Below are 18,948 nucleotides of genomic sequence, written 5' to 3'. Positions count from 1 at the left end.
GGCGCCGCGCTGCCCGGCTACCTCGGCGAGCCGCGTTTGCCCACATGACCTGGGGTAGCGCGACAGTGAGGTACCAGTGAGGTGAGACCCATGGCCGACAGACAATGGTCCATTCAGATCGACATCGCCGAGACCGGCGATCTTGCCACCGCGTACGTCACTTTGACCAGCCCAGCCGACGTGCGGTTGACCGGGTGCGGCGAAGCTCACCGCAATCCGGCTGACCCGCCCGCGCCGCAGATCGGTGAAGAACTGGCCGTGGGCCGCGCACTGATCGATCTGACCGGCAAACTGCTGGGCGTGGCGACCAAGGACGTCCGCGAGAACGTCCGATCGGCGACCTGACGTCCCTGATCCGCGACTTGATCCCGGTCGAAGGAGCCCGCCGATGAGCGAACAACAGGATGTGATCGCGGTCCTGGTCGCCGACCACCGCGAGGTCGAGGAGCTGTTCAGCCGGCTGGAGCATATGGTCGGCCGGATCGACGAGAAGGCCGAGACCCTGGCGGAGCAGGTGGTCATCGAACTGGTGCGCCACTCGGTGGCGGAGGAGGCGTACCTGTACCCGGCGGTGCGCGAGCACGTCCCGGGCGGCGACGCGCTGGCGGATGCGGAGATCGCCGAGCACGCCGCCGCCGAGCGGACGATGAAGCAGTTGGAAGGGCTGGAGTCGTCCGACACGGCATTCTGGCCGACGCTGGAGCGGCTGATGGGCCAGATCCGCCACCACGTGCGGGAGCAGGAGAACGACCTGTTCCCGCGGCTGCGGCAGGCCTGTTCCGAGGCCCAGCTCCTGGAATTGGGCGGCCAGGTGACGAGGGCCAAGAACATGGCGCCGCTCGGCCGGCGGTCGGGAGCCGCGCGGAACAGGGATGCACCATGATGGGCTCATGGAATTCGAGCCTTACCGGGGCGAACTGGTGGCCTACTGCTATCGGATGCTGGGTTCGTTTCACGAGGCCGAGGACCTGGTGCAGGAGACGATGCTGCGCGCGTGGAAGGCCCGCGACCGGTACGACCACACGCGTGCCTCCGTACGGACCTGGCTGTACCGGATCGCGACCAACGCGTGCCTGACCGCGTTGGAGGGGCGTGCGCGCCGGCCGTTGCCGTCCGGGCTGGGAGCGCCGAGCGACGACCCCGGGGCGCCGCTGACGCCGGCGCTCGACATCCCGTGGCTGCAGCCGTTCCCTGACGCGCGGTTCGACGTGGGGGCGCGGGCCGACCTGCGGCTGGCGCTGGTGGCGGCGATGCAGGTCCTGCCGCCGCGGCAGCGTGCCGTGCTCGTGCTCCGCGAGGTGCTGGAGTTCAGCGCCGCAGAGGTCGCCACGCAGCTGGAGACCACGGTCACGGCCGTCAACAGCGCACTGCAGCGGGCCCGCGCCGCCCTCGCGGATGCCGGTGACGTCGGCGAGGTCGCCGAGCCGGACGATCCCGAGGTGCGCGCGGTGATCCAGCGGTACATGCGGGCCTTCGAAGCGGCCGACGTCCCCGGGCTCGTGCGGCTCCTCACCGACGATGCGATCATGGAGATGCCGCCGGTGCCGCTGTGGTATCGGGGGAGCCGCGACTACGGCCTGTTCATGGACCGCGTGTTCGAGATGTGGGGGCCGGGCTGGGCCATGCGCCGGCTCACCGCCAACGGGCAGCCCACGCTCGCCGCGTATGCGCCGGAGCCCGGCGGCGGGCAGCGGCTGCACACGCTCCAGGTCTTGACGGTCACCGGTGGCCGGGTCGCGCACAACGTCGTGTTCGCCGATCCACGCGTGTTCCAGGCGTTCGACCTGCCCGAGCGAATTTCTTCCGAGGAGTTTCGCAAGGCGCGATGAGCCGGGCCGATGCCGCCGGTACGTACGGGTGAGCACCGAGCGAAAGGGACACCCATCGTGAGCGTCATCGTCATCCAGTTCATCACCCTGGACGGGATCGTGTCCGACCCTGACGGGTCCGGAGGCACGCTGAACGGCGGCTGGGCGTTCCGGCACGGTCCCGAGGCTGTCGCCGGCGACAAGTTCCGGCTGGGCAGCACCCTGGACGAGGGGGTCATGCTGCTGGGGCGCACGACCTGGCAGGTGTTCTCCCGGATCTGGCCCGGGCGCGACGACCCGTTCTCGGCGCGGATGAACGCCGTGCCGAAGCTGGTCGCCTCCCGTACGCTGACCGACCCGTCGGCGTGGGTGAACTCCCAGGTCATCGACGGAGACCTCCTCGACACCGTGAAGCGCGAGCAGCGCGATGTGATCATCACCGGCAGCCTGAGCGTCGTGCGCGCGCTGATGGCCGCGGACCTGATCGATGAGTATCGGCTCCTGACCTTCCCCACGATCCTCGGCGCCGGCGACCGGCTCTTTCCTGCCGACGGCCCGGCCACACACCTGGAGTGCCGCTCAGTAGAGCAGTCCGGCGCCGCGGTCCTCGCGCGGTACGGCCGGCCACCCCACCCTGGAGGAGACGCCGGCCGCGCATCAGGCGTAAGGCGGGGCGGCTCACCGGAGGAGCGCAGACTCCTGCGGCAGGCCGAACCATTCGAACAGGGCCTGGTCGGGGAACCCGGTGATCTCGGCGATGCCCGCCGGGGTCGTGGTGAGGACCATGATGCCGTAGCCCTGGCACGTGTCGGTGGCGTCCGGTAGGTAGGCGGCCAGCGCCGGCTGCCCGTTCGCGGCGGTCGCGACCAGGTGGATGCGATCCAGCCGGCCCTCCGCTGGGGTGGTGGCGAAGAATCGGCAGACGGCGTCCCGGCCGACGATCTCGACCGGCTCGGGCGGCATGCGCAAGATCGCGTCCTCGCGTAGCAGCGCCGCCAGCGCGTCGAGGTCGAGGTGCCGCCAGGAGGCGATGAACCGTTCGGCGATCTCTCGGTCGTAGGCCTCCAACGTCGGCTGTCGCGGCGGATCGGCCGAGCGCAGGGTCGCCCGCGCCCGTTGCAACGCGCTGTTGACCGCCGGCACGCTGGAATCGAGGAACTCGGCCACCTCCGCGGAGCTCCAGCACAACACCTCGCGCAGGATGAGCACCGCGCGCTGGGTCGCGGGCAGCAGTTGCAGGGCGGCGACGAACGCCAGCCGCACGCTTTCGCGCAGCTCGACCGCGTCGGCCGGGTCGACGCGGTCGAGCAGCCGGTCGGGGTAGGGCTGCAGGTGCGAGACCTCCGCCAAGGTCGCCGGTCTGCGCCCGCGCGCGGTGATGGCCTTCAGACAGGTGGTGGTGGCGATGCGGTGGAGCCAGTGCAGCAGCGGCGCCCGCTCCTGGTAGCCGCCCAGAGAGCGCCATGCGCGCAGCAGCGTCTCCTGCAGCGCCTCCTCGGCTTCCTCCACCGAGGCGAGCATGCGGTAGCAGTGCAGATGCAGGCTCTGCCGGTGGGGCGCGACCAGGTCGGCGAAGGCCCCGGAATCACCCGCCTGAGCCGCGGCGAGGAGCGTCGGCGCGGCCTGTTTCGTCTCGGTGGCAGCCACGCCCTCACGGTAGCGGCGCTCTGCGACAAAAACCGGCCGATCGCTGATGAGTGCGGCGCCGGCCATGAAACTTTCACCGCGCACCTGCAACTCGAGCAGGTGCTGGGCAGGCGGCTTGACCTGGCCGGATGACGAACCGGGAGGTCGCGCCGCCCTTGAGGGCTTCTCGCCGTCGACCCCCTGTGCTTCACTCCTCCCACGCGTTTGGAAAGCGCTTACCGTACGTCGGTGACCCTTGGAGAAGGATGATGAGACTGAGACCGTTCATCGCATGCGCCGCCCTGGCAGCCGGTGCGTTCGTGGCATTACCCGCTGCCACGGCGGCGGCGGCGACCACCCGCTATGAGGCGGAGACCGCCCCCGCGACGTGCGACGGCACCATCGACTCCAATCATTCCGGCTACTCGGGGACCGGTTTCTGCAACGCCGCCAACGCGGTGGGCGCGGCGGCGCAGTTCACGGTGAACGCGCCGGCCGCGGGCGCCGCGACGGTGGCGGTCCGCTTCGCCAACGGGACCACGACGAGCCGGCCCGCTACCTTGATGGTCAACGGTTCGACCGTGCAGTCGGTGTCGTTCGAGGGGACCGGCGCGTGGTCGACGTGGGTCACGAAGACGGTGAGCGTTTCGGTGAGCTCCGGGAGCAACACGATCCGGTTCAGCCCGACGGCCTCCGGCGGCCTGCCGAACATCGACTTCATCGACGTCACCACCGACGGCACGACACCGCCGGGCACCACGCTCTACGTCGCGACCAACGGCAACGACAGCAACGCCGGCACCCTGGCCCAACCGCTGCGGACGATCCAGCGCGCGGTCGACCTAGCGCAGCCCGGGCACACGATCCTCCTCCGCGGCGGCACGTACGCGCCGAGCACCAACATCCAGCTGCTGAAGAACGGCACCGCGAGCGCCCCCATCACGATGACCACCTACAACGGGGAGCGCGTCGTCATCGACGGCGAGAACATGCCGCACACCCCGGCCCCGGTCGATGGCAGCATCCCGCGCCCGGAGCGCGGGGCCATTCACATCGAGGGCGATTACTGGCGGCTGATCGGCCTGGAGATCATCAACGGCCCGTACGCCGTCTTCGGCCTCGACACCAACAACAATGTCTTCGAACGTCTCATCACGCGGGACAACTACGAAAGCGGCCTGCACCTCCAGGGCGTGTCCAGCAACAACCAGATCATCAACCTGGACGCGTACGGCAACCGCGATCCCCGCAACAACGGGGAGAGCGCCGACGGCCTGGCCATCAAGGAGGGCTCCGGCACCGGCAATGTGGTGCGCGGCGCCAGGTTGTGGAACAACTCCGACGACGGACTGGACTTCTGGGAGTTCCTGTCCCCGGTGACGGTGGAGAACAGCATCGCCTACGGCAACGGCTTCAACCGCTGGAACCTGCCCGACTACACCGGTGACGGCAACGGGTTCAAGCTCGGCGGGGGAGACGAGGATCTGCCGGCGGCACACGTGGTCCGCAACAGCATGGCATGGGACAACGCCACCGGTGGTTTCATCGACAACGCCAACCCCGGCCAGATGGTGATCGACCACTGCACCGCCTGGGACAACCCCGGCACCGGCTTCGACTTCGCCGACGCCGACGCGACGCTGACCAAGAACCTCGCCGTCGCCAACGGCGCCAACGTGTCACTGGGCGCCAACTCCAGCGGCACCGGCAACTCGTGGAACCTCGGCGGCAGCTGGTCGTTCGCTAGCACCGACCCGAGCATCATCACGGGGCCGCGCAACGCCGACGGCTCGATCCGCACCTCCACCTTCCTACGCCCCGCCAACGGCGCCGACGTCGGAGCCCGGCTCTGACAACCTCCCTCGCGTCCGGCCCTCAGAAGCGGCAAGGCTTATCGGCCGGCCTGCTGGAAGATCGTGATCGGGATGCCCTCGCCGACCGTCCTCGACTCGGTCAGCTTCCACGTCGTCTTGTCGGTGGTCTCCCCGAGCAGGCGCCTGCCGGTGCCGAGGATGACCGGGAAGGTCATCAGGTGGATCTCGTCGACGAGGTCGTTCTCGATCAGCTCCTGCACGAGCCGGATGCTGCCGGGGATCTGGATCTCACCGTCCACCTGCTCCTTCAGCTTGGTCACCTCCCCGACCACGTCGCCCGCGATCACGTGGGTGTTGTTCCACTGGGGGTCGGTCAGGGTGCTCGAGACCACGTACTTGGGCATGCTGTTGTACTTGTCGGCCAAGGGACCTGTGTACTTCGGCCAGGCGTCGGCGAAGCTCTCATAGGTCCTGCGGCCGATCAGCAGCACCTCGGCCGCCAGCGCCTCGTCCAGCTTGAACTGGTCGCCGTCCTCGCCGCGGTCGAAGGCGAAGCTCCAGTTGCGGTGCTTGAAGTCCTCACCGCCGGGGGCCTCCACCACGCCGTCGAGCGAGATGAATCGGTGACTACGATCCTGCCCACCGCCAACCTCCTCCTCGTTGCCTTTGCTTGCGGGATGAGATCGGGCTTCAGCGAAGCACACGCCGGTAGATCCCGTCTCGCAAGTGACTCTCATCGCGCGAAGACGGCGATGACATCGGGGGAGCCGGCTTTCCGCAGCACGACCCGGTCGATCTCCGCGATGGGCGTCGGCACGGTGGTGCCCCACGAAGCCCGCCCGCTGGAGACGGTGACCTGGCCGAGGTCGCTCCAGGCGCCGTCCCTGCCGGCCAGCGTGGCCTGATAGGAGCCGGAGTCTCCGGCCGCCTCGACGGTGAGGAAGATCCAGCTCGGTGACCCTTGATAGGCGAACGCGTGGCCCACTCGCCGCTGGCCGGCATAGAGCACCGCGGCGGTGAGGTAGCGCCCGTCGGCGATGGCGAGCGTCTCCCGGTAGCTCTCCGCGAGCCGGCGGTCCGGGCCGGTGGCCCCCCACACGCCCCCGCCCACCAGCGCGGCGACGATCGCTGCCGTGAGCAGATGCATCCCGATCGGCCGCCATCGATGGCGCGGGCGTCCCCCGCTGATGCGGGCGAGCACGGCGGACTCGAAGGCGGCGGGCGGCTCCTCCGCGGGGGCCAGCGTGGTGAGCGCGTCCACCACCTGGGTGGCCTGCTCCAGCTCCCTGCGACAGGCGGCGCAGCCCGACAGATGGCGCAGCACGTCGGCGCGCTCGTCGCCGGCGAGGGCGCCGGCGGCGAGTTCCGGGATCGCCTCGCGGATCCCTTCACATTCCGGCCGCTCAGTCATCGTTCACCTCCAACTGTTCACGGAGCTTGGCCAGCCCTCTGCGCAGGCGGGTCTTGGCGGTGCCCAGCGGTATGCTCTCGACCTGCGCCACCTCCTTGCTGGTCAGTCCGTAGAACACGGTGAGGGCGATGGCCCTGGCCTGCTCCTGTGGCAGCATGCGCAGCGCCCGGCGGACGAACTCCTCATCACGCGGCGCGTCTTCGGTACTCTCCGCGGACATCAGCCGCGTGAGCAGCGCCTGCGGATCGACCGGCAGCTCGCGCCGGAGCCGCAGCGCGTCGATGGCGAGATTGCGCGTGATCGTGAGCAGCCAGGTCGGTACGGCACCACGCCTGGCATCGTAGGCAGCCGCGTGCCGCCATGCTCGCACGAAGGTCTCCTGCGCGACCTCCTCCGCCAACGCCGCCTCTCCCACGATGGTTCTGGCAAGGCCGAACACCCTGGCCTGATAGCGGCGTACGAGCGTGGTGGCGGCCTGCGTGTCGCCCGACGCCATCCCGGCCAGGAGCGATTCATCCGAAAGTGCCCACAGTCGGTACTACGGTAAGGATCACCATTCTGGCTTCACCGAGGTGAATCCCGGGGCGGGCCGCCACCCGTACAACCGGCATGAGAAAAATCCTTCTCGCTCTCGCCGCGAGCATGTTGCTCGCGGGGTGCAGCACGGCCGGCGCGACAGGCGCCGACGGCTCCGCGACCGTGACCATCACCGGCCCGGCGAACAACGCCGACGTCGCCGGGACGTTCTCCCTGGAGTTCACCACCAGCGTGGAGATCGGCCCACCGGAATCCGGCAAGCACCATGTCCACGTGTTCACCGACGGGCACACCGATGACTACACCGTCGTCACGGCCTCGCCGTTCCAGATCGCCGGGCTGCCGCCGGGCGAGCACACGGTGGGGGTTACGCTGCAGAACGCCGACCATTCGCCTGCGGGCGCCTCGGCCGAGCTCACGGTGAACGTGACAGGGGGCGGCCAGGATCCCTCGCCGACGCAGAGCTCCGGCAATGACTACTACTGAGCGCTATGACCGCAGGACCAGATGGTTCCATGCGGGCGTCTACCTGACGACGCTGGGGCTGCTCGGCACCGGCTGGTGGCTGCTGGCGGGCAGGGAGGGCGACCCCAGCCCGCTCGTGTGGCTGACCCGGCTGCCCGACACCGTCCTGCACACCTGGCTCGGCTGGGCGCTCGCGGTGCTCGTCCTGGTGGCGGTCGCGTTCGGGCGCCGCGCCATCCGGACGTTCGTCACCGAATCGGTGCGCTTCCGCAGGGGTGATCTGGAATGGTTCGTACGCTGGCCCGCAGCGCTCTTCACCGGCCGGTTCGGTCACCACGAGGGGCACTTCGATCCCGGCCAGCGGGTCCTCAACCTCGCGCTGGCCGGGACCCTGCTGGCCCTGCTCACCAGCGGTGCGGGCATGGGCCTGTTGCACGGAGGGCCGGTGTTCGCGGTGCTGGTCAGGATCCATGTCTGGGCGACGTACCTGGCGACGCTGCTGATCGCCGGACACGTGCTGGTCGCGGCGGGGCTGCTGCCCGGGTACCGGGGTGTCTGGCGCGCCATGCACCTGGGCGGCCGTCTCGATCGGACGGTGGCCTTCCGGCTCTGGCCGGGATGGTCCGTGCGGCACGACCCGACCGCGCTCGGCGCGTACGTCCTGGACCTTCTCGGACCGGTTGAGATGGCTGCCGTGCGAGCGCATCTGAGGGAGTGCGCGGACTGCCGGGCCGAGGTGGCCCAGCTCCGCAAGACCGTCCTTTAGTAAGCTCACACCTGCCATGTCTCTCGGTGTACGCACATAGGCCGATGCTCACGCGGACGGGCTCCGAGGCTGTCCGCGATCAGGCCGGCAGTCCCGACACGACCGAGAGACCAAGCAACCATGCATATCAACCGCACCATGTCCGTCATCGTTGCCGCAGGGGCGCTCGCCCTGCCCACCGCCTGCGGCGGCACGAGCGACTCGATGGCCGGACACCAGAAGGTGGGCAGCAGCGCCCCTGCCATTACCGCCACAGGCGCTTCGCCGTCGGCTGCCTTCAACGACGCGGACGTCACGTTCGCGCGGATGATGATCCCGCATCACGAGCAGGCGGTCGACATGGCCGACCTGGCCGCGACGCGGGCGAGCGACCCGGAGATCAAGGAGCTCGCGGCCAAGATCAAGGCGGAGCAGGATCCGGAGATCCGGACCATGAGAGGCTGGCTGACCGAGTGGGGCAAGCCCGAGTCCGACCCTGAAGGGCACATGGGGCACGGCATGCCGGGCATGATGTCCGCGCAGGACATGAAGAAGCTCGAGGCGGCCAAGGGCAAGCGATTCGACAAGCTGTTCACCGAGCAGATGATCGCCCATCACAAGGGCGCGATCGAGATGGCCCGCACTGAGCAGGCCGACGGCTCCAACCCGCAGGCCAAGGAGCTGGCCAAGACGATCGAGACCACGCAGCAGACCGAGGTGGAGCAGCTGCGGAAGATCCTCGACCGGCTCTGATCAATCGGTCGCCGGGACGCCCTGGCCGGTCTCGGCGGGCTTGACGGCGCGGACGATGGCCGAGTGCATGCCGTCGGCGACCTGGTGGGTGGAGGTGATGGTGATGCCGGTGAACCCGGCCGCCCGCAGCCCGGCCCGGTATTCGGCGAACGACAGGGCGCCGGCGATGCAGCCGGCGTAGTCGCCGCGCTCGGCCCGCTGGGCCGGGGTGAGGGCGTCGTCGGCGACGACGTCGGAGACGCCGAGGCGGCCGCCGGGCACCAGCACCCGGAAGGTCTCGGCGAACACCGCGTCCTTGTCCACCGACAGGTTGATGACGCAGTTGGAGATGACCACATCCACGCTGGCGGCCGGCAGCGGGATGGACTCGATCGCGCCCTTGAGGAACTCCACGTTCGCCGCGCCCGCCCTGGCGGCGTTCGCGCGCGCCAGGGCGAGCATCTCCTCGGTCATGTCCAGCCCATACGCCTTACCGGCCGGGCCTACCCGGCGGGCGGACAGCAGCACGTCGATGCCGCCGCCCGAGCCCAGATCCAGCACCCGCTCGCCCTCGCGCAACTCGGCGACCGCCGTGGGGTTGCCGCAGCCCAGTGAGGCCGCCACCGCCTCGGCGGGCAGGCCCGCTCGCTCGTCGGCGGCGTACAGGGCCGCGCCGAAGCCCTCTTCGATCTCTTGCGGACCGCAACAGGCGGCTCCGCCGGCCGTGACCGCCGTCGCGGCCGCCGCGTACCGCTCCCGTACCTGCTCGCGCAGCTGAACGGACTGCTCGCTCATCACAGGCTCCCGTCTGAAACTGATCCGGGCTGACGCCTGACCGGAACGGCGGCGCCGACTTGTGTCGATGTCTATCGAAACAAGCATCCCGCTCTGATTAGAGACATGTCAATATAGAAGTCTGTCGAATCAGAAGCCGGACCGATCGCGTCGCTTGATGATATTCCGATAGCAAACTATTATCGCTCTATGGCGATTAATAGTGCTAATGCCGGCCCCTGCGTCGGCGCCGACATTGCCGCCGGCATCCCCCCGGCGGCCGCGCTGTTCCACTCCCTGGCCGATCAGAACCGGCTGCGCATCGTGCAACGGCTGGCCCGCGGCGAAGCCCGGGTGGTGGACCTCGTCGCCGAGCTGGGCCTGGCCCAGTCGACCATCTCCAAGCACCTGGCCTGCCTGCGCGACTGCCACCTGGTCGACTATCGCGCCGAAGGCCGCCAGTCCTTCTACTCCCTCACCAGGCCCGAGCTGATGGACCTGCTCGCCTCGGCCGAGCAACTGCTGGCCGCCACCGGCCACGCGGTCACGCTCTGTCCGGCCCCGGGCGCCGCCCGCCCGATCGGCGTCACCGGCGACCACCGCGGGCAGCCGGCGGGGGAGGCGGTCGCATGACCGCGGTCAACCTGCCCGGCCTGGGCTCGTCCCCGGCACGGCGCGCGCTGCTGCAGCGCCGCGTCCGGCTGCTGGTGGCCGCCACCATCACCTACAACGTGATCGAAGCCGCGGTGGCCATCACCGCCGGCACGATCGCCTCTTCGGCCGCCCTTATCGGCTTCGGCCTCGACTCGATCGTCGAGGTCGCCTCCGCCGCCGCGGTGGCCTGGCAGTTTTCCACCGCCGACCACGAGAGGCGGGAACGGGCGGCGCTGCGCGTCATCGCCATTTCCTTCTTCGCGCTGGCCGCGTACGTCACCTTCGACGCCGTCCGAGCGCTGCTCGGCGTCGGTGCGGCCGAGCACTCCACGGCGGGCCTGATCCTGGCCGCCCTGTCGCTGGTCGTCATGCCGTTCCTGTCGCAGGCGCAGCGCCGCGCCGGCCGCGAACTCGGCTCCGCCTCCGCCGTCGCCGACTCCAAGCAGACTCTGCTGTGCACCTACCTGTCCGGCGTGCTCCTCGTCGGGCTGGCGCTCAACAGCCTGTTCGGCTGGTCCTGGGCCGACCCGATCGCCGCCCTGGTCATCGCCGCCGTCGCGGTCAAGGAGGGCCGAGAGGCCTGGCGGGGGGACGCCTGCTGCGCCGTCCCGGCCGCCGCCGCCTCCAGCAGCACTGCCCACGACGGGTGCTGCTCGCCTACCCGCGAGGCCGAATAATCGAAAGGCCCGCGGCAAGGACTCGCCCTGCTACTCGCCCTGGGACAGGTGGCCCTTGGCGTCGTCGTAGGAAACGTCGCCGGCCGCCTTGGCAGGCCGGTAGACCAGGTACAGCACACCGGTCGTGAACGTCTCGGACTTGATCAGCTCCAGAGGGATGGGGTTGTCGCCCTCGTCGAACAGGCGCTCGCCCTTGCGGACGGCGATCGGATGCACCAGCAGGTGCAGTTCGTCCAGCAGCCCCGCGGTCAGCAGCTGGCGGACCACCGAGACCGAGCCGCTCATGGCGATGCGGCCGCCCTGCTCGCTCTTCAACGCGGTCACGGCCTCCACCAGGTCGCCCTGGAGCAGCTCGGAGTTCCGCCAGGTGAACTCCAGAGGCTGGCGCGACACGACGATCTTCCGTGCGTCGCCGAGCGTCTTCGCGAAGCCCGCGTCCTCGCCGCCCTCGGCCTCCCGCTCCGGCCATGCTCCGGCGAAGCTGTCATAGGTCTTGCGTCCCAGGAGCAGGGTGTCGGCCATCTGCTCCGTCACGGCGGCGCCCATCTCGTCGTTGAAGTAGGGGAAATGCCAGTCCTGCGGGTCCTCGATGACCCCGTCGAGTGAGATGAACAGGTTTGCGGCGATCGTCCTCATGCTGGTCCTCCAAGGAAGGGGCTGGGCTGTCCGGCCCGGCCGATCTGATGTGCTTATAGCCTCGCGGGACCTGCTTACGGATCGCTTAAGGTCTCCCTCCGGTCAGGTTTCGACGGTTCCTTGGGGATCGGCGTTGTCATCCTGTGTAGGCGAGGGCTTCTCGTACCGTGATGCGGGAGGCCCGGGTCGCCGCCGCGTCGGTGGCCAGCGCGGCGCCGAGGATCACCAGCACGAGCCAGACGGCGACCGCGAGACCGGAGATCCGGTACGGCAGCGGCGCGTTGTTGAAGAGGTTGCCCAGCCCGGCGCCCAGGACCGCGGTGAGCCCGAGCGTCGGCAGGATCGCCAGCACGCAGCTGGTGAGCGCGAGGAAGACGCCTTCGGCGACCACGACGCGGCGGACGGCTCTGGGGCGTGCTCCGATGGCGTGCATGACGCCGAACTCCCGGATCCGATCGAGGACGTTGGTGCTCATCGTGGAGGCCAGCCCGATGCCGCCGAGCACTCCGAGCGGCACGGCGATCCCCAGCAGCACCAGGAGCACAGGGCCCAGGTGGCCTGCCGAGGCGGCCTCGGCCCTGCTGATCGACGCCGCGGATTCCACCGTGACGCCGGCGCCCGCGAGTGCCGTACGGGCGGAGGCGGCGACCGCGTCGCGCGTGGGCTCGTCGTGGCTGCCGGTGATGACGCGGACCTGGTTGACCCGCTGCGGCTGCCCGGTGGCGGCGGCGAGGCCCTCGGCTGTGGTGTAGACGCCGCCACCGGCTCCCTCCCGTTCCTCGACGATGCCGGCCAGGCGCCACGTGGTGGGCTTGCCCTCGATGAACAGCAGGACGTTGTCACCCGCCCCCAGTCCGGGGACGGTCTTGGCGCGGACGCTCTGGTTGAGCACCACCGCGCCGGTCTCACCCGGGTTCAGCCAGCGTCCCTCCAACAGTCGCGGCGCCGGGCGGCCAGCGATCAGCGTGTTCAACGCGATGCTGCCGTGACCCTGGTCGGGATAGGTACGGGTGACGGGTAGCCGCCCTTGGGCGGCGATGCCGACCTGGACCCGTTGCCACGTCTCCACCCTGGCCACGGCGGGCACGCGCCCGACCGCGCCGGCGACGGTGTCCGCCTCAGTGAGGCCGGCCAGTTTCACCTCGACGTCCCAGTAGCGCAGCGCCTGCTTCTCCTCCTCGACCGCCTGCGTGCCGGAGCTCAGGGACATCCCGGAAACGAACACCGTGCCCGCCCCGGCCAGAAGTCCGACGCACAACCAGAATCGGGCCGGCCGCCTGACGGTGTTGCGCAGCGCCATCAGCAGGCCGCGGTCGAGACGGCGCAGGCGGCTCAACCGGGCCAGGACACCGGTTGCCGAACTCGCCTTGGCTGCGAGCCCGTGATGGTCGATGGCCGCGCGTACGGTGATGCGACTGGCTTTGACCAGCGGCACCAGAGCCATCAGCGGCGGGAGGCCGAGGCCGACGGCGAGCATGATCGCGTAGCTCCACCAAGGAGCGGCCAGGCTGACCGGCTGGACGCCGAGCATCTCGAGCAGGCCCTTGAGCCGGTCCTGGCCAAGGAAAACGGCGGGCCCGAACGCCAGCAGCGTGGCCGCCGCGGCCACCGACAACGTCATCGCCGCGTAGAGCCGGGCGATCCGGCCGGCCCCCGCGCCGATCGCCTTCATGATGCCGATCTGCGGGATCTGCTGGGTGAACAGGTTGTTGAGCATGTTCGCCACCAGGACCGTGGACAGCAGCAGCGCGGCGGCGCCGCCGGCCAGCAGCGACAACAGCAGCACGTCGGCCTGCCACTGGTGCGGGTGCGCGTACGGCTCGGGAACCTGGATCTCGCTGATCGCCAGGCCGTGTTCGCGCTGCAGCCACGTGCTGACCGCGCCCGCCACGGCGACCACCGCATCGCGGTCCCGGCTCGGCTCCGTCGTGCCCGGATCGGCGACTTGGATCTTCAACTGGTCGAGTCCGGGCGTGGACAGCGATGCGGTGGACAGGTAGGCGTGCCCCCTTTGTTCCTGGGGTGAGGGGGCGAGGCTGGGGTCGTACACCGTTCCCGCCACGCGCAGCCGTACGGGATCGCCGCTCGGGGGCGTGACGGTCATCGTGTCGCCGACCGCCACGCCCAGCAGGCCGAGGGAATCCTGTCCGATGAGGATCTCGCCGGGCGCCGGTGGCCAGCTGCCTGCCTGCCCCACGTCGAACTTGACCATCCGCATCGGGTCGTCGGGCGCGGCCACGAAGACCTGCAGCGCGACGTCCAGCTTGCGGCCGTTGACCTCGATCTCGCCGTCGAACTGGGCGCGCGCCGTGGCCTCGAGCACCCCCGGCTGCTCTCGTGCCTGGGCCGCGATCGCCGCCATCCGCTGGGGGGCGAGATCACGGTCGAGAACGATCGTCGCTGAGGCGGGCTCGGTGCTCATGTACGCGCCGCTGGTCTCCCTTCCAATGGCCGACCACGCATTGAGCACGCCTCCGAACACCGTCAGGCTGACCGCGATCGCGATCACCATCAGCACGAACCGCGGCCAGGCCGCGCGCAGATCCCGGCGCAGCTTGACCGTCATCAGCCCACTCATTTCCTGACCCCCTCGTCACTGACGACACGGCCGTCCACGAGCGTGATCTCGCGGCCCACGATCGAGCGGATGTCGCGTTCGTGCGTGACCACGACGATGGTCCGTCCTTCGCCGTTCAGGTCGGCGAACAGCTTCAGCACGGCATCCGCGGTGGCGGAGTCGAGGTTGCCCGTCGGCTCGTCGGCCAGCAGCAGCGGCGGATCGTTGGCCAGGGCCCGGGCGATCGCCGCACGCTGCTGCTGTCCGCCCGACAACGTGGCGGGCAGCTTGTCGGCCTGGTCGCCGATGCCGACCTGCGTGAGCAACCGCACGGCCCGGTCCCGCCGCTCACCGATCGGGATCTTCCCGGCGAAGTCCATCGGCAGCATCACGTTCTCCGCGACGGTCAGTGTCGGCAGCAGCTGGAAGAACTGGAAGACCAGCCCCACATTGGCGCCCCGCCAGGCGGCCAGCCCGGACTCCGACAGCGCGCCGAGATCTGCGCCTGCTGCCCGGACCGTCCCCGACGTGGGGCGGTCGATGCCGGCCAGCAGGTTGAGCAGCGTCGTCTTGCCGCTGCCCGACCGCCCCACGATCGCGACGAACTCGCCCACCCCGATCTCCAGGTCGAGATGGTCGACGGCGACGACCTCGCCCGCGCTCAACGGGTATGTCTTGAGCACATCGCTGAGGTGAATCACGCGTTCCATGGCCTCAGACCTCCTCGTACGAGAGGCCGGGCGCGCCATGGCGCATGGGCGTGTGCCCACCGCCACCGACACCCAGCAGCATCACGGCGATGAGCAGCACGATCACGATGACCGCGACGAGCACCAGCACCTTCACCCACCGCGGCATACCGGACTCGCTCATGTGGGCGTCCTCACGTTGTCCTGTGTCACGTGTCGTCAAGCTACGGATCATCCAGAACGCGCGAAACGCCCCGCGAGAGGAACTCGTCCGTCCCCATCGCGTCCACACGGATCCCCCCGCAGGGCGACGACCGGCCACCGGCGCAGGCGTTACGCTCGCAGGGCCTATGCCATCGACAACCACCGCCCGCAGCCTTTTCGCGACCCGGCCGAGCTCGCGAACGATCCTCGACGCCGCCATCACGGCCCTCGTCCTGGCCGCCTCGCTGGCCAGGCTCAGCCACGGCGGTGCCGCTCACCTCAGTGCGCACGACCTCGACCTGATCGGCGCCGTGCTCGCGACGTTCTCGGCGCTGCCCCTTCTCCTCTGGCGGCGCTTCACTCTCGGCGTCTTCCTGGCGACCGCGGCGGCGAGCGTGGCGATGGCCGGCATCGGCTACCCGGACCAGCCGATAGGAGGTCCCGCGGCCGCGATACTCGGCCCCGCCGCCGTGACGCTCGCCCCCACGGTGGCGCTCTACCTGCTCGCCGCGAGCCGCGATCGTGCCGCGCCGTGGACCATGCGCACCACCGGCATCGTCGTGGGCGTCTTCGCGGCGTATGTGAGCGCAGCCGCCGTCGCGCAGGCCGGCTTCCCCTGGCTCGAGCTCCTCCACACCGGCCTCGCCTGGGCCGTCGCGTGGTTCGCCGGCGAGCGGACCCGCCTGCGGCGCGAGCAGATGGCCGTCCTTGAACAGCGCGCCCTGCTCACCGCCCAGCAGGCCGAACGCGACCGTCAGCTCGCCGTCGCAGAAGAACGCGCCAGGATCGCCCGCGACCTGCACGATGCGGCCGGCCACGCGATCAGCCTGATCGCTGTCCGGGCCGGCGCCGCCCGGCTGCGCCACCACCAGGACCCGGATCGTTCGCTCCGCGCCCTGGAGACGATCGAAGAGCTCGCCCGGCAGACAGCGGCGGAGATCGATCAGGTCGTCGGCACGCTCCGCGAGCCCACCCCGGCGAACGGCGCCGTGGAGGTGCCACCCGGACTCGCCTCGCTCGACACACTGATCGCCCGCCACACCGCGACCGGACTCGAGGTCATGCTCACATCCGCGGGCCGACCCCGGCCCCTCGCCGCCACCGCTGATCGAACCGTCTACCGGATCCTCCAGGAGGCCCTCACCAACGCCGCCCGCCATGGAACCGGCAGTGCTACGGTCGAGATCATGTTCAGGGAGGCGACGGTCGAGCTCACCGTCACCAACCCGGTGCGCGCCGGGGGCACACCCCGATCCGGCGGAGGACATGGACTGATCGGCATGCTCGAGCGCGCCCGCCTGCTCGGCGGCAGCCTCGACACCGAGCAGGCGGGCGGCACGTTCCGGCTCCACGCCTCGCTTCCCGACAGGGGTCACCACGCGTGACGCGGGTGCTGATCGCAGACGACGACGACCTGATGCGTGCCGGGCTCGCCGAGCTTCTCACCGCCGATCCCGCCATCGAGATCGTCGGCCAGGCGTCGACCGGACGGGAAGCCGTCGACCGGACCCGCAGACTCGCGCCCGACGTCGTCCTGATGGACGTACGCATGCCCGACATGGACGGCATCGCCGCCACCCGCGAGCTGTCCAGGATCGCCCCTGACACGAAGGTCCTGATCCTCACCACCTTCGAACAGGACGACTACATCTTCGGCGCCCTGCGCGCCGGCGCCTCCGGTTTCCTGCTCAAACGCACCCGGCCCGAGGACCTGATCGCCGCCGTGCACACCGTCGCCGCCGGCGACTCACTGCTGTCCCCGTCGGTCACCCGTCGCGTGATCGACCGCATGGCCCGCCAGCCGGTTCCCGACCTCAGCGATCAGGCCAAGCTCGAGGGGCTGACACCACGCGAGCGGGAGGTCCTCGGGCTCATTTCGCGTGGCCTGTCCAATCGAGAGATCGCCGCCGCACTCCTCGTCGAGGAGTCGACGATCAGGACGCACGTCAAGCGCATCCTGATGAAACTCGGCCTCCGCGACCGCATCCAGGCCGTGATCTTCGCCTACGAGACCGGCCTCAACCGGCCGTAGACAACGGACGCAACGGCTGTCCCCGGTGTGGCACGGCCGGAGTCTTCCTCGGTCGGCGCCTGGATCGTCAACTCGCGAAGGTCAGCTTGGCGACCGGGCCGGTCCAGCCGTAGGTCTCGCGGTCCAGGTCACCACAGGCCATGATCCCCTTGTGCTTGCTGATCGGCCTCCTCTCGGGCGCACGCACCATCGGGTTGCCGCAGCAGGGACCGGGGATGGTGGCCTTGGTCTCGAGGTTCTTCTCGCTGCCCGCGTCGTAGGCCATGGTCCGGATCGAGCCCGGCCGGGGCCGCAACGCGTCCACGCCGGTGAAGCCGTCGTTGGTGTTGACGAGCATGCTGACGACGCTGATTCGGTCGCCTGGCCGTACCTTGACCTGGAACGTCGCACTCTGGCCCGGTGCGATCGGAGCGCTGGCCGGGGCGAACGCGTCACGCACGCCGGGCCGCTTGGAGATCTCCTTGATCAGCGTCGGCGCGTCGCCGTCCTCGGCCACCGCGGCGACGCCGCGGCTGGCAAACCGGCCGAGTTGCCAGACATGGACGCTGGGCGAGTGGACGACCACCACGGGTGGTGACAGCGGCTGAGATCCCGGCGGCGTCAGGTTTTGGATCTTCACCGTCCACGTCGTCATGGGTTTCGCCTGTGCGGCGGCAGGCAGGGCGACCATACCGGCGCAGAGGGCGGTCAGGCCTGCGAACAGTTGGACAGGGCGCATCACATGTGCTCCTTCGGGTGGATGTGACGCACAGGACGTTATGGCCATATCTGCCTTCAAGATCTTACGCATGGCTTACCTGGTGATTACGGGCCATTACGGCACGTGCCGCGTCACAGCCGCCGGCCTTCCGACTCGCCGACTCGCCGGCTCGGGACACGGGCGCCGGCGGTGAAGGCCAAGAGTTCGGACTGGCTGCCGACGTAGGCTGGCTGCCTACGGAAAGGCGGGCCTATGGAGACCGGTCGCTGCTACGCGTGCAAGCGGGAGTTCGACTACGACCCCGCGGAGGTGACGACGTTCCTGGTGGATCTGGCGACCGGGCTCCCGCCGGGCTTCACCGTCCTGGGGACGATGCGTCCGGCCACGCCGGAGGCCGTGGCTCGGTCGGTGGACCTGCCGGTGTGCCCGGACTGCGTGGCCAAGGCCGAGAAGGGCCTGCCGTTCGGCCCAAGCGTGTGACGCTGCCGCGCCGGCGGGCGTAGAGCGTGCCGCTCAGTCATGCGGCGGCAGTGACCCGATCTGGTGGTCGGCGACGTTCAGCGACTCCTCGACCAGGCGGCGGAGGTGTCCATGGTGGAGGGAGTAAACCACGTGGCGCCCGTCCTTGCGGGCGGCCACCAGGCCGGCGAGCCGGAGCTTGGCCAGGTGCTGGCTGACAGAGGGGCGAGAGGCCCCGATGGCCTCGGTGAGGGTGGTGACATCGGCTTCGCCGACACTCAACCGGCTCAGCAGCGCCAATCGTGTGCGATCGGCGAGCAGGGCCAGAACGGACGCGGCGACTTCGAACCGCTCACCCCTCTGCTGGGAGGTCAGCGCATCTGCGTGGGCCGCGCTCATGCTCATGAGCACATCGTAAAGCCGCCGCT

23 protein-coding genes and 1 pseudogene are annotated in these 18,948 nt (G+C 69.8%); 13 read left to right on the top strand and 11 right to left on the bottom strand.

Annotation, left to right across the window (positions count from 1 at the left end):
• Positions 1-90: 90 nt before the first annotated feature.
• The 4 genes and pseudogenes from Q9G87_RS26235 to Q9G87_RS26220 form a co-directional block, all read left to right on the top strand.
• Positions 91-345, top strand: a complete 255-nt coding sequence (locus tag Q9G87_RS26235; RefSeq protein WP_305919124.1) for a dsRBD fold-containing protein — start codon at positions 91-93, stop codon at positions 343-345.
• A 43-nt stretch (positions 346-388) separates the two neighbouring features.
• The gene (locus Q9G87_RS26230) at positions 389-883 is read left to right on the top strand and encodes a hemerythrin domain-containing protein (protein WP_305919123.1); all 495 of its coding nucleotides are present in this window, start codon (positions 389-391) and stop codon (positions 881-883) included.
• Positions 884-890: 7 nt separating this feature from the next.
• Positions 891-1,829, top strand: a complete 939-nt coding sequence (locus tag Q9G87_RS26225) for a sigma-70 family RNA polymerase sigma factor (protein WP_305919122.1) — start codon at positions 891-893, stop codon at positions 1,827-1,829.
• Positions 1,830-1,838: 9 nt separating this feature from the next.
• Positions 1,839-2,402: pseudogene (locus tag Q9G87_RS26220) on the top strand (dihydrofolate reductase family protein); the annotation flags it as partial.
• 84 nt (positions 2,403-2,486) lie between these two features.
• On the opposite strand, the gene Q9G87_RS26215 reads toward Q9G87_RS26220, so the two are convergent.
• Positions 2,487-3,455, bottom strand: a complete 969-nt coding sequence (locus Q9G87_RS26215) for an RNA polymerase subunit sigma-70 (RefSeq protein ID WP_305919121.1) — start codon at positions 3,453-3,455, stop codon at positions 2,487-2,489.
• A gap of 299 nt (positions 3,456-3,754) precedes the next feature.
• On the opposite strand from Q9G87_RS26215, the gene Q9G87_RS26210 reads away from it, so the two are divergent.
• On the top strand, positions 3,755-5,287 hold the full coding sequence (locus tag Q9G87_RS26210) for a right-handed parallel beta-helix repeat-containing protein (RefSeq protein ID WP_305919120.1): 1,533 nt from the start codon (positions 3,755-3,757) through the stop codon (positions 5,285-5,287).
• Between the two features lie 38 nt (positions 5,288-5,325).
• Here the strand turns inward: Q9G87_RS26210 and Q9G87_RS26205 are convergent, their stop codons facing one another.
• From Q9G87_RS26205 to Q9G87_RS26195, 3 genes are read right to left on the bottom strand one after another with little or no spacing between them, the layout of a single operon-like run.
• Positions 5,326-5,985: a dihydrofolate reductase family protein gene (locus Q9G87_RS26205; protein WP_305919119.1), complete on the bottom strand. Its 660-nt coding sequence runs from the start codon at positions 5,983-5,985 to the stop codon at positions 5,326-5,328.
• Positions 5,982-6,659 carry a zf-HC2 domain-containing protein gene (locus Q9G87_RS26200; RefSeq protein ID WP_305919118.1) on the bottom strand — a complete coding sequence of 226 codons (678 nt, stop codon included), beginning with the start codon at positions 6,657-6,659 and terminating at the stop codon, positions 5,982-5,984. Before Q9G87_RS26200 ends, Q9G87_RS26205 begins: the two co-directional genes overlap by 4 nt.
• Positions 6,652-7,155 carry an RNA polymerase sigma factor gene (locus Q9G87_RS26195; RefSeq protein ID WP_305919117.1) on the bottom strand — a complete coding sequence of 168 codons (504 nt, stop codon included), beginning with the start codon at positions 7,153-7,155 and terminating at the stop codon, positions 6,652-6,654. Before Q9G87_RS26195 ends, Q9G87_RS26200 begins: the two co-directional genes overlap by 8 nt.
• A gap of 113 nt (positions 7,156-7,268) precedes the next feature.
• Here Q9G87_RS26195 and Q9G87_RS26190 point away from each other — a divergent pair, with 113 nt between their 5' ends.
• From Q9G87_RS26190 to Q9G87_RS26180, 3 genes are all read left to right on the top strand, one after another.
• The gene (locus Q9G87_RS26190; protein WP_305919116.1) at positions 7,269-7,682 is read left to right on the top strand and encodes a hypothetical protein; all 414 of its coding nucleotides are present in this window, start codon (positions 7,269-7,271) and stop codon (positions 7,680-7,682) included.
• Positions 7,669-8,427, top strand: coding sequence for an anti-sigma factor family protein (locus Q9G87_RS26185; RefSeq protein WP_305919115.1), 759 nt, complete (start codon positions 7,669-7,671; stop codon positions 8,425-8,427). The genes Q9G87_RS26190 and Q9G87_RS26185 overlap by 14 nt, the downstream gene beginning before the upstream one ends.
• 138 nt (positions 8,428-8,565) lie before the next feature.
• Entirely contained in the window at positions 8,566-9,159 is a 594-nt protein-coding gene (locus tag Q9G87_RS26180) for a DUF305 domain-containing protein (protein ID WP_305919114.1), read from the top strand.
• Here Q9G87_RS26180 and arsM read toward each other — a convergent pair whose 3' ends face one another.
• A complete protein-coding gene (gene arsM / locus Q9G87_RS26175; RefSeq protein ID WP_305919113.1) occupies positions 9,160-9,933 on the bottom strand; it encodes an arsenite methyltransferase in 774 nt (257 codons plus the stop codon).
• 189 nt (positions 9,934-10,122) lie between these two features.
• On the opposite strand from arsM, the gene Q9G87_RS26170 reads away from it, so the two are divergent.
• Together Q9G87_RS26170 and Q9G87_RS26165 are read left to right on the top strand one after the other, a co-directional pair.
• A complete protein-coding gene (locus Q9G87_RS26170; protein ID WP_305919112.1) occupies positions 10,123-10,545 on the top strand; it encodes an ArsR/SmtB family transcription factor in 423 nt (140 codons plus the stop codon).
• Positions 10,542-11,243, top strand: a complete 702-nt coding sequence (locus tag Q9G87_RS26165) for a cation transporter (protein WP_305919111.1) — start codon at positions 10,542-10,544, stop codon at positions 11,241-11,243. Before Q9G87_RS26170 ends, Q9G87_RS26165 begins: the two co-directional genes overlap by 4 nt.
• Positions 11,244-11,273: 30 nt before the next feature.
• Here the strand turns inward: Q9G87_RS26165 and Q9G87_RS26160 are convergent, their stop codons facing one another.
• The 4 genes from Q9G87_RS26160 to Q9G87_RS26145 form a co-directional block, all read right to left on the bottom strand.
• Positions 11,274-11,879 (bottom strand): dihydrofolate reductase family protein, encoded by a 606-nt coding sequence (locus Q9G87_RS26160; RefSeq protein WP_305919110.1) that lies wholly within the window; start codon positions 11,877-11,879, stop codon positions 11,274-11,276.
• 136 nt (positions 11,880-12,015) lie between these two features.
• Complete coding sequence (locus Q9G87_RS26155) at positions 12,016-14,445, bottom strand: ABC transporter permease (protein WP_305919109.1); 2,430 nt, start codon at positions 14,443-14,445, stop codon at positions 12,016-12,018.
• An 8-nt stretch (positions 14,446-14,453) separates the two neighbouring features.
• Entirely contained in the window at positions 14,454-15,146 is a 693-nt protein-coding gene (locus Q9G87_RS26150; protein ID WP_305919108.1) for an ABC transporter ATP-binding protein, read from the bottom strand.
• Positions 15,147-15,150: 4 nt separating this feature from the next.
• Positions 15,151-15,309, bottom strand: a complete 159-nt coding sequence (locus Q9G87_RS26145) for a hypothetical protein (RefSeq protein WP_305919107.1) — start codon at positions 15,307-15,309, stop codon at positions 15,151-15,153.
• Between the two features lie 166 nt (positions 15,310-15,475).
• Between Q9G87_RS26145 and Q9G87_RS26140 the strand changes: the two genes are divergently transcribed.
• Together Q9G87_RS26140 and Q9G87_RS26135 are read left to right on the top strand one after the other, a co-directional pair.
• A complete protein-coding gene (locus Q9G87_RS26140; protein ID WP_305919106.1) occupies positions 15,476-16,714 on the top strand; it encodes a sensor histidine kinase in 1,239 nt (412 codons plus the stop codon).
• A complete protein-coding gene (locus Q9G87_RS26135) occupies positions 16,711-17,361 on the top strand; it encodes a response regulator (RefSeq protein ID WP_305919105.1) in 651 nt (216 codons plus the stop codon). The genes Q9G87_RS26140 and Q9G87_RS26135 overlap by 4 nt, the downstream gene beginning before the upstream one ends.
• 67 nt (positions 17,362-17,428) lie before the next feature.
• On the opposite strand, the gene Q9G87_RS26130 is transcribed toward Q9G87_RS26135, so the two are convergent.
• The gene (locus Q9G87_RS26130; RefSeq protein ID WP_305919104.1) at positions 17,429-18,079 is read right to left on the bottom strand and encodes a spondin domain-containing protein; all 651 of its coding nucleotides are present in this window, start codon (positions 18,077-18,079) and stop codon (positions 17,429-17,431) included.
• Between the two features lie 234 nt (positions 18,080-18,313).
• Between Q9G87_RS26130 and Q9G87_RS26125 the strand changes: the two genes are divergently transcribed.
• A complete protein-coding gene (locus Q9G87_RS26125) occupies positions 18,314-18,541 on the top strand; it encodes a hypothetical protein (protein ID WP_305919103.1) in 228 nt (75 codons plus the stop codon).
• A gap of 33 nt (positions 18,542-18,574) precedes the next feature.
• Here the strand turns inward: Q9G87_RS26125 and Q9G87_RS26120 are convergent, their stop codons facing one another.
• Positions 18,575-18,925 carry an ArsR/SmtB family transcription factor gene (locus Q9G87_RS26120; RefSeq protein WP_371825825.1) on the bottom strand — a complete coding sequence of 117 codons (351 nt, stop codon included), beginning with the start codon at positions 18,923-18,925 and terminating at the stop codon, positions 18,575-18,577.
• Between the last annotated feature and the right edge of the window lie 23 nt (positions 18,926-18,948).

Source organism: Nonomuraea turcica, assembly GCF_030718205.1.
In the GTDB taxonomy this organism is placed as follows: Bacteria; Actinomycetota; Actinomycetes; order Streptosporangiales; family Streptosporangiaceae; genus Nonomuraea.
The sequence above is the reverse complement of the archived record's forward strand: the minus strand, read 5'-3'. Positions and strand labels throughout refer to the sequence as shown.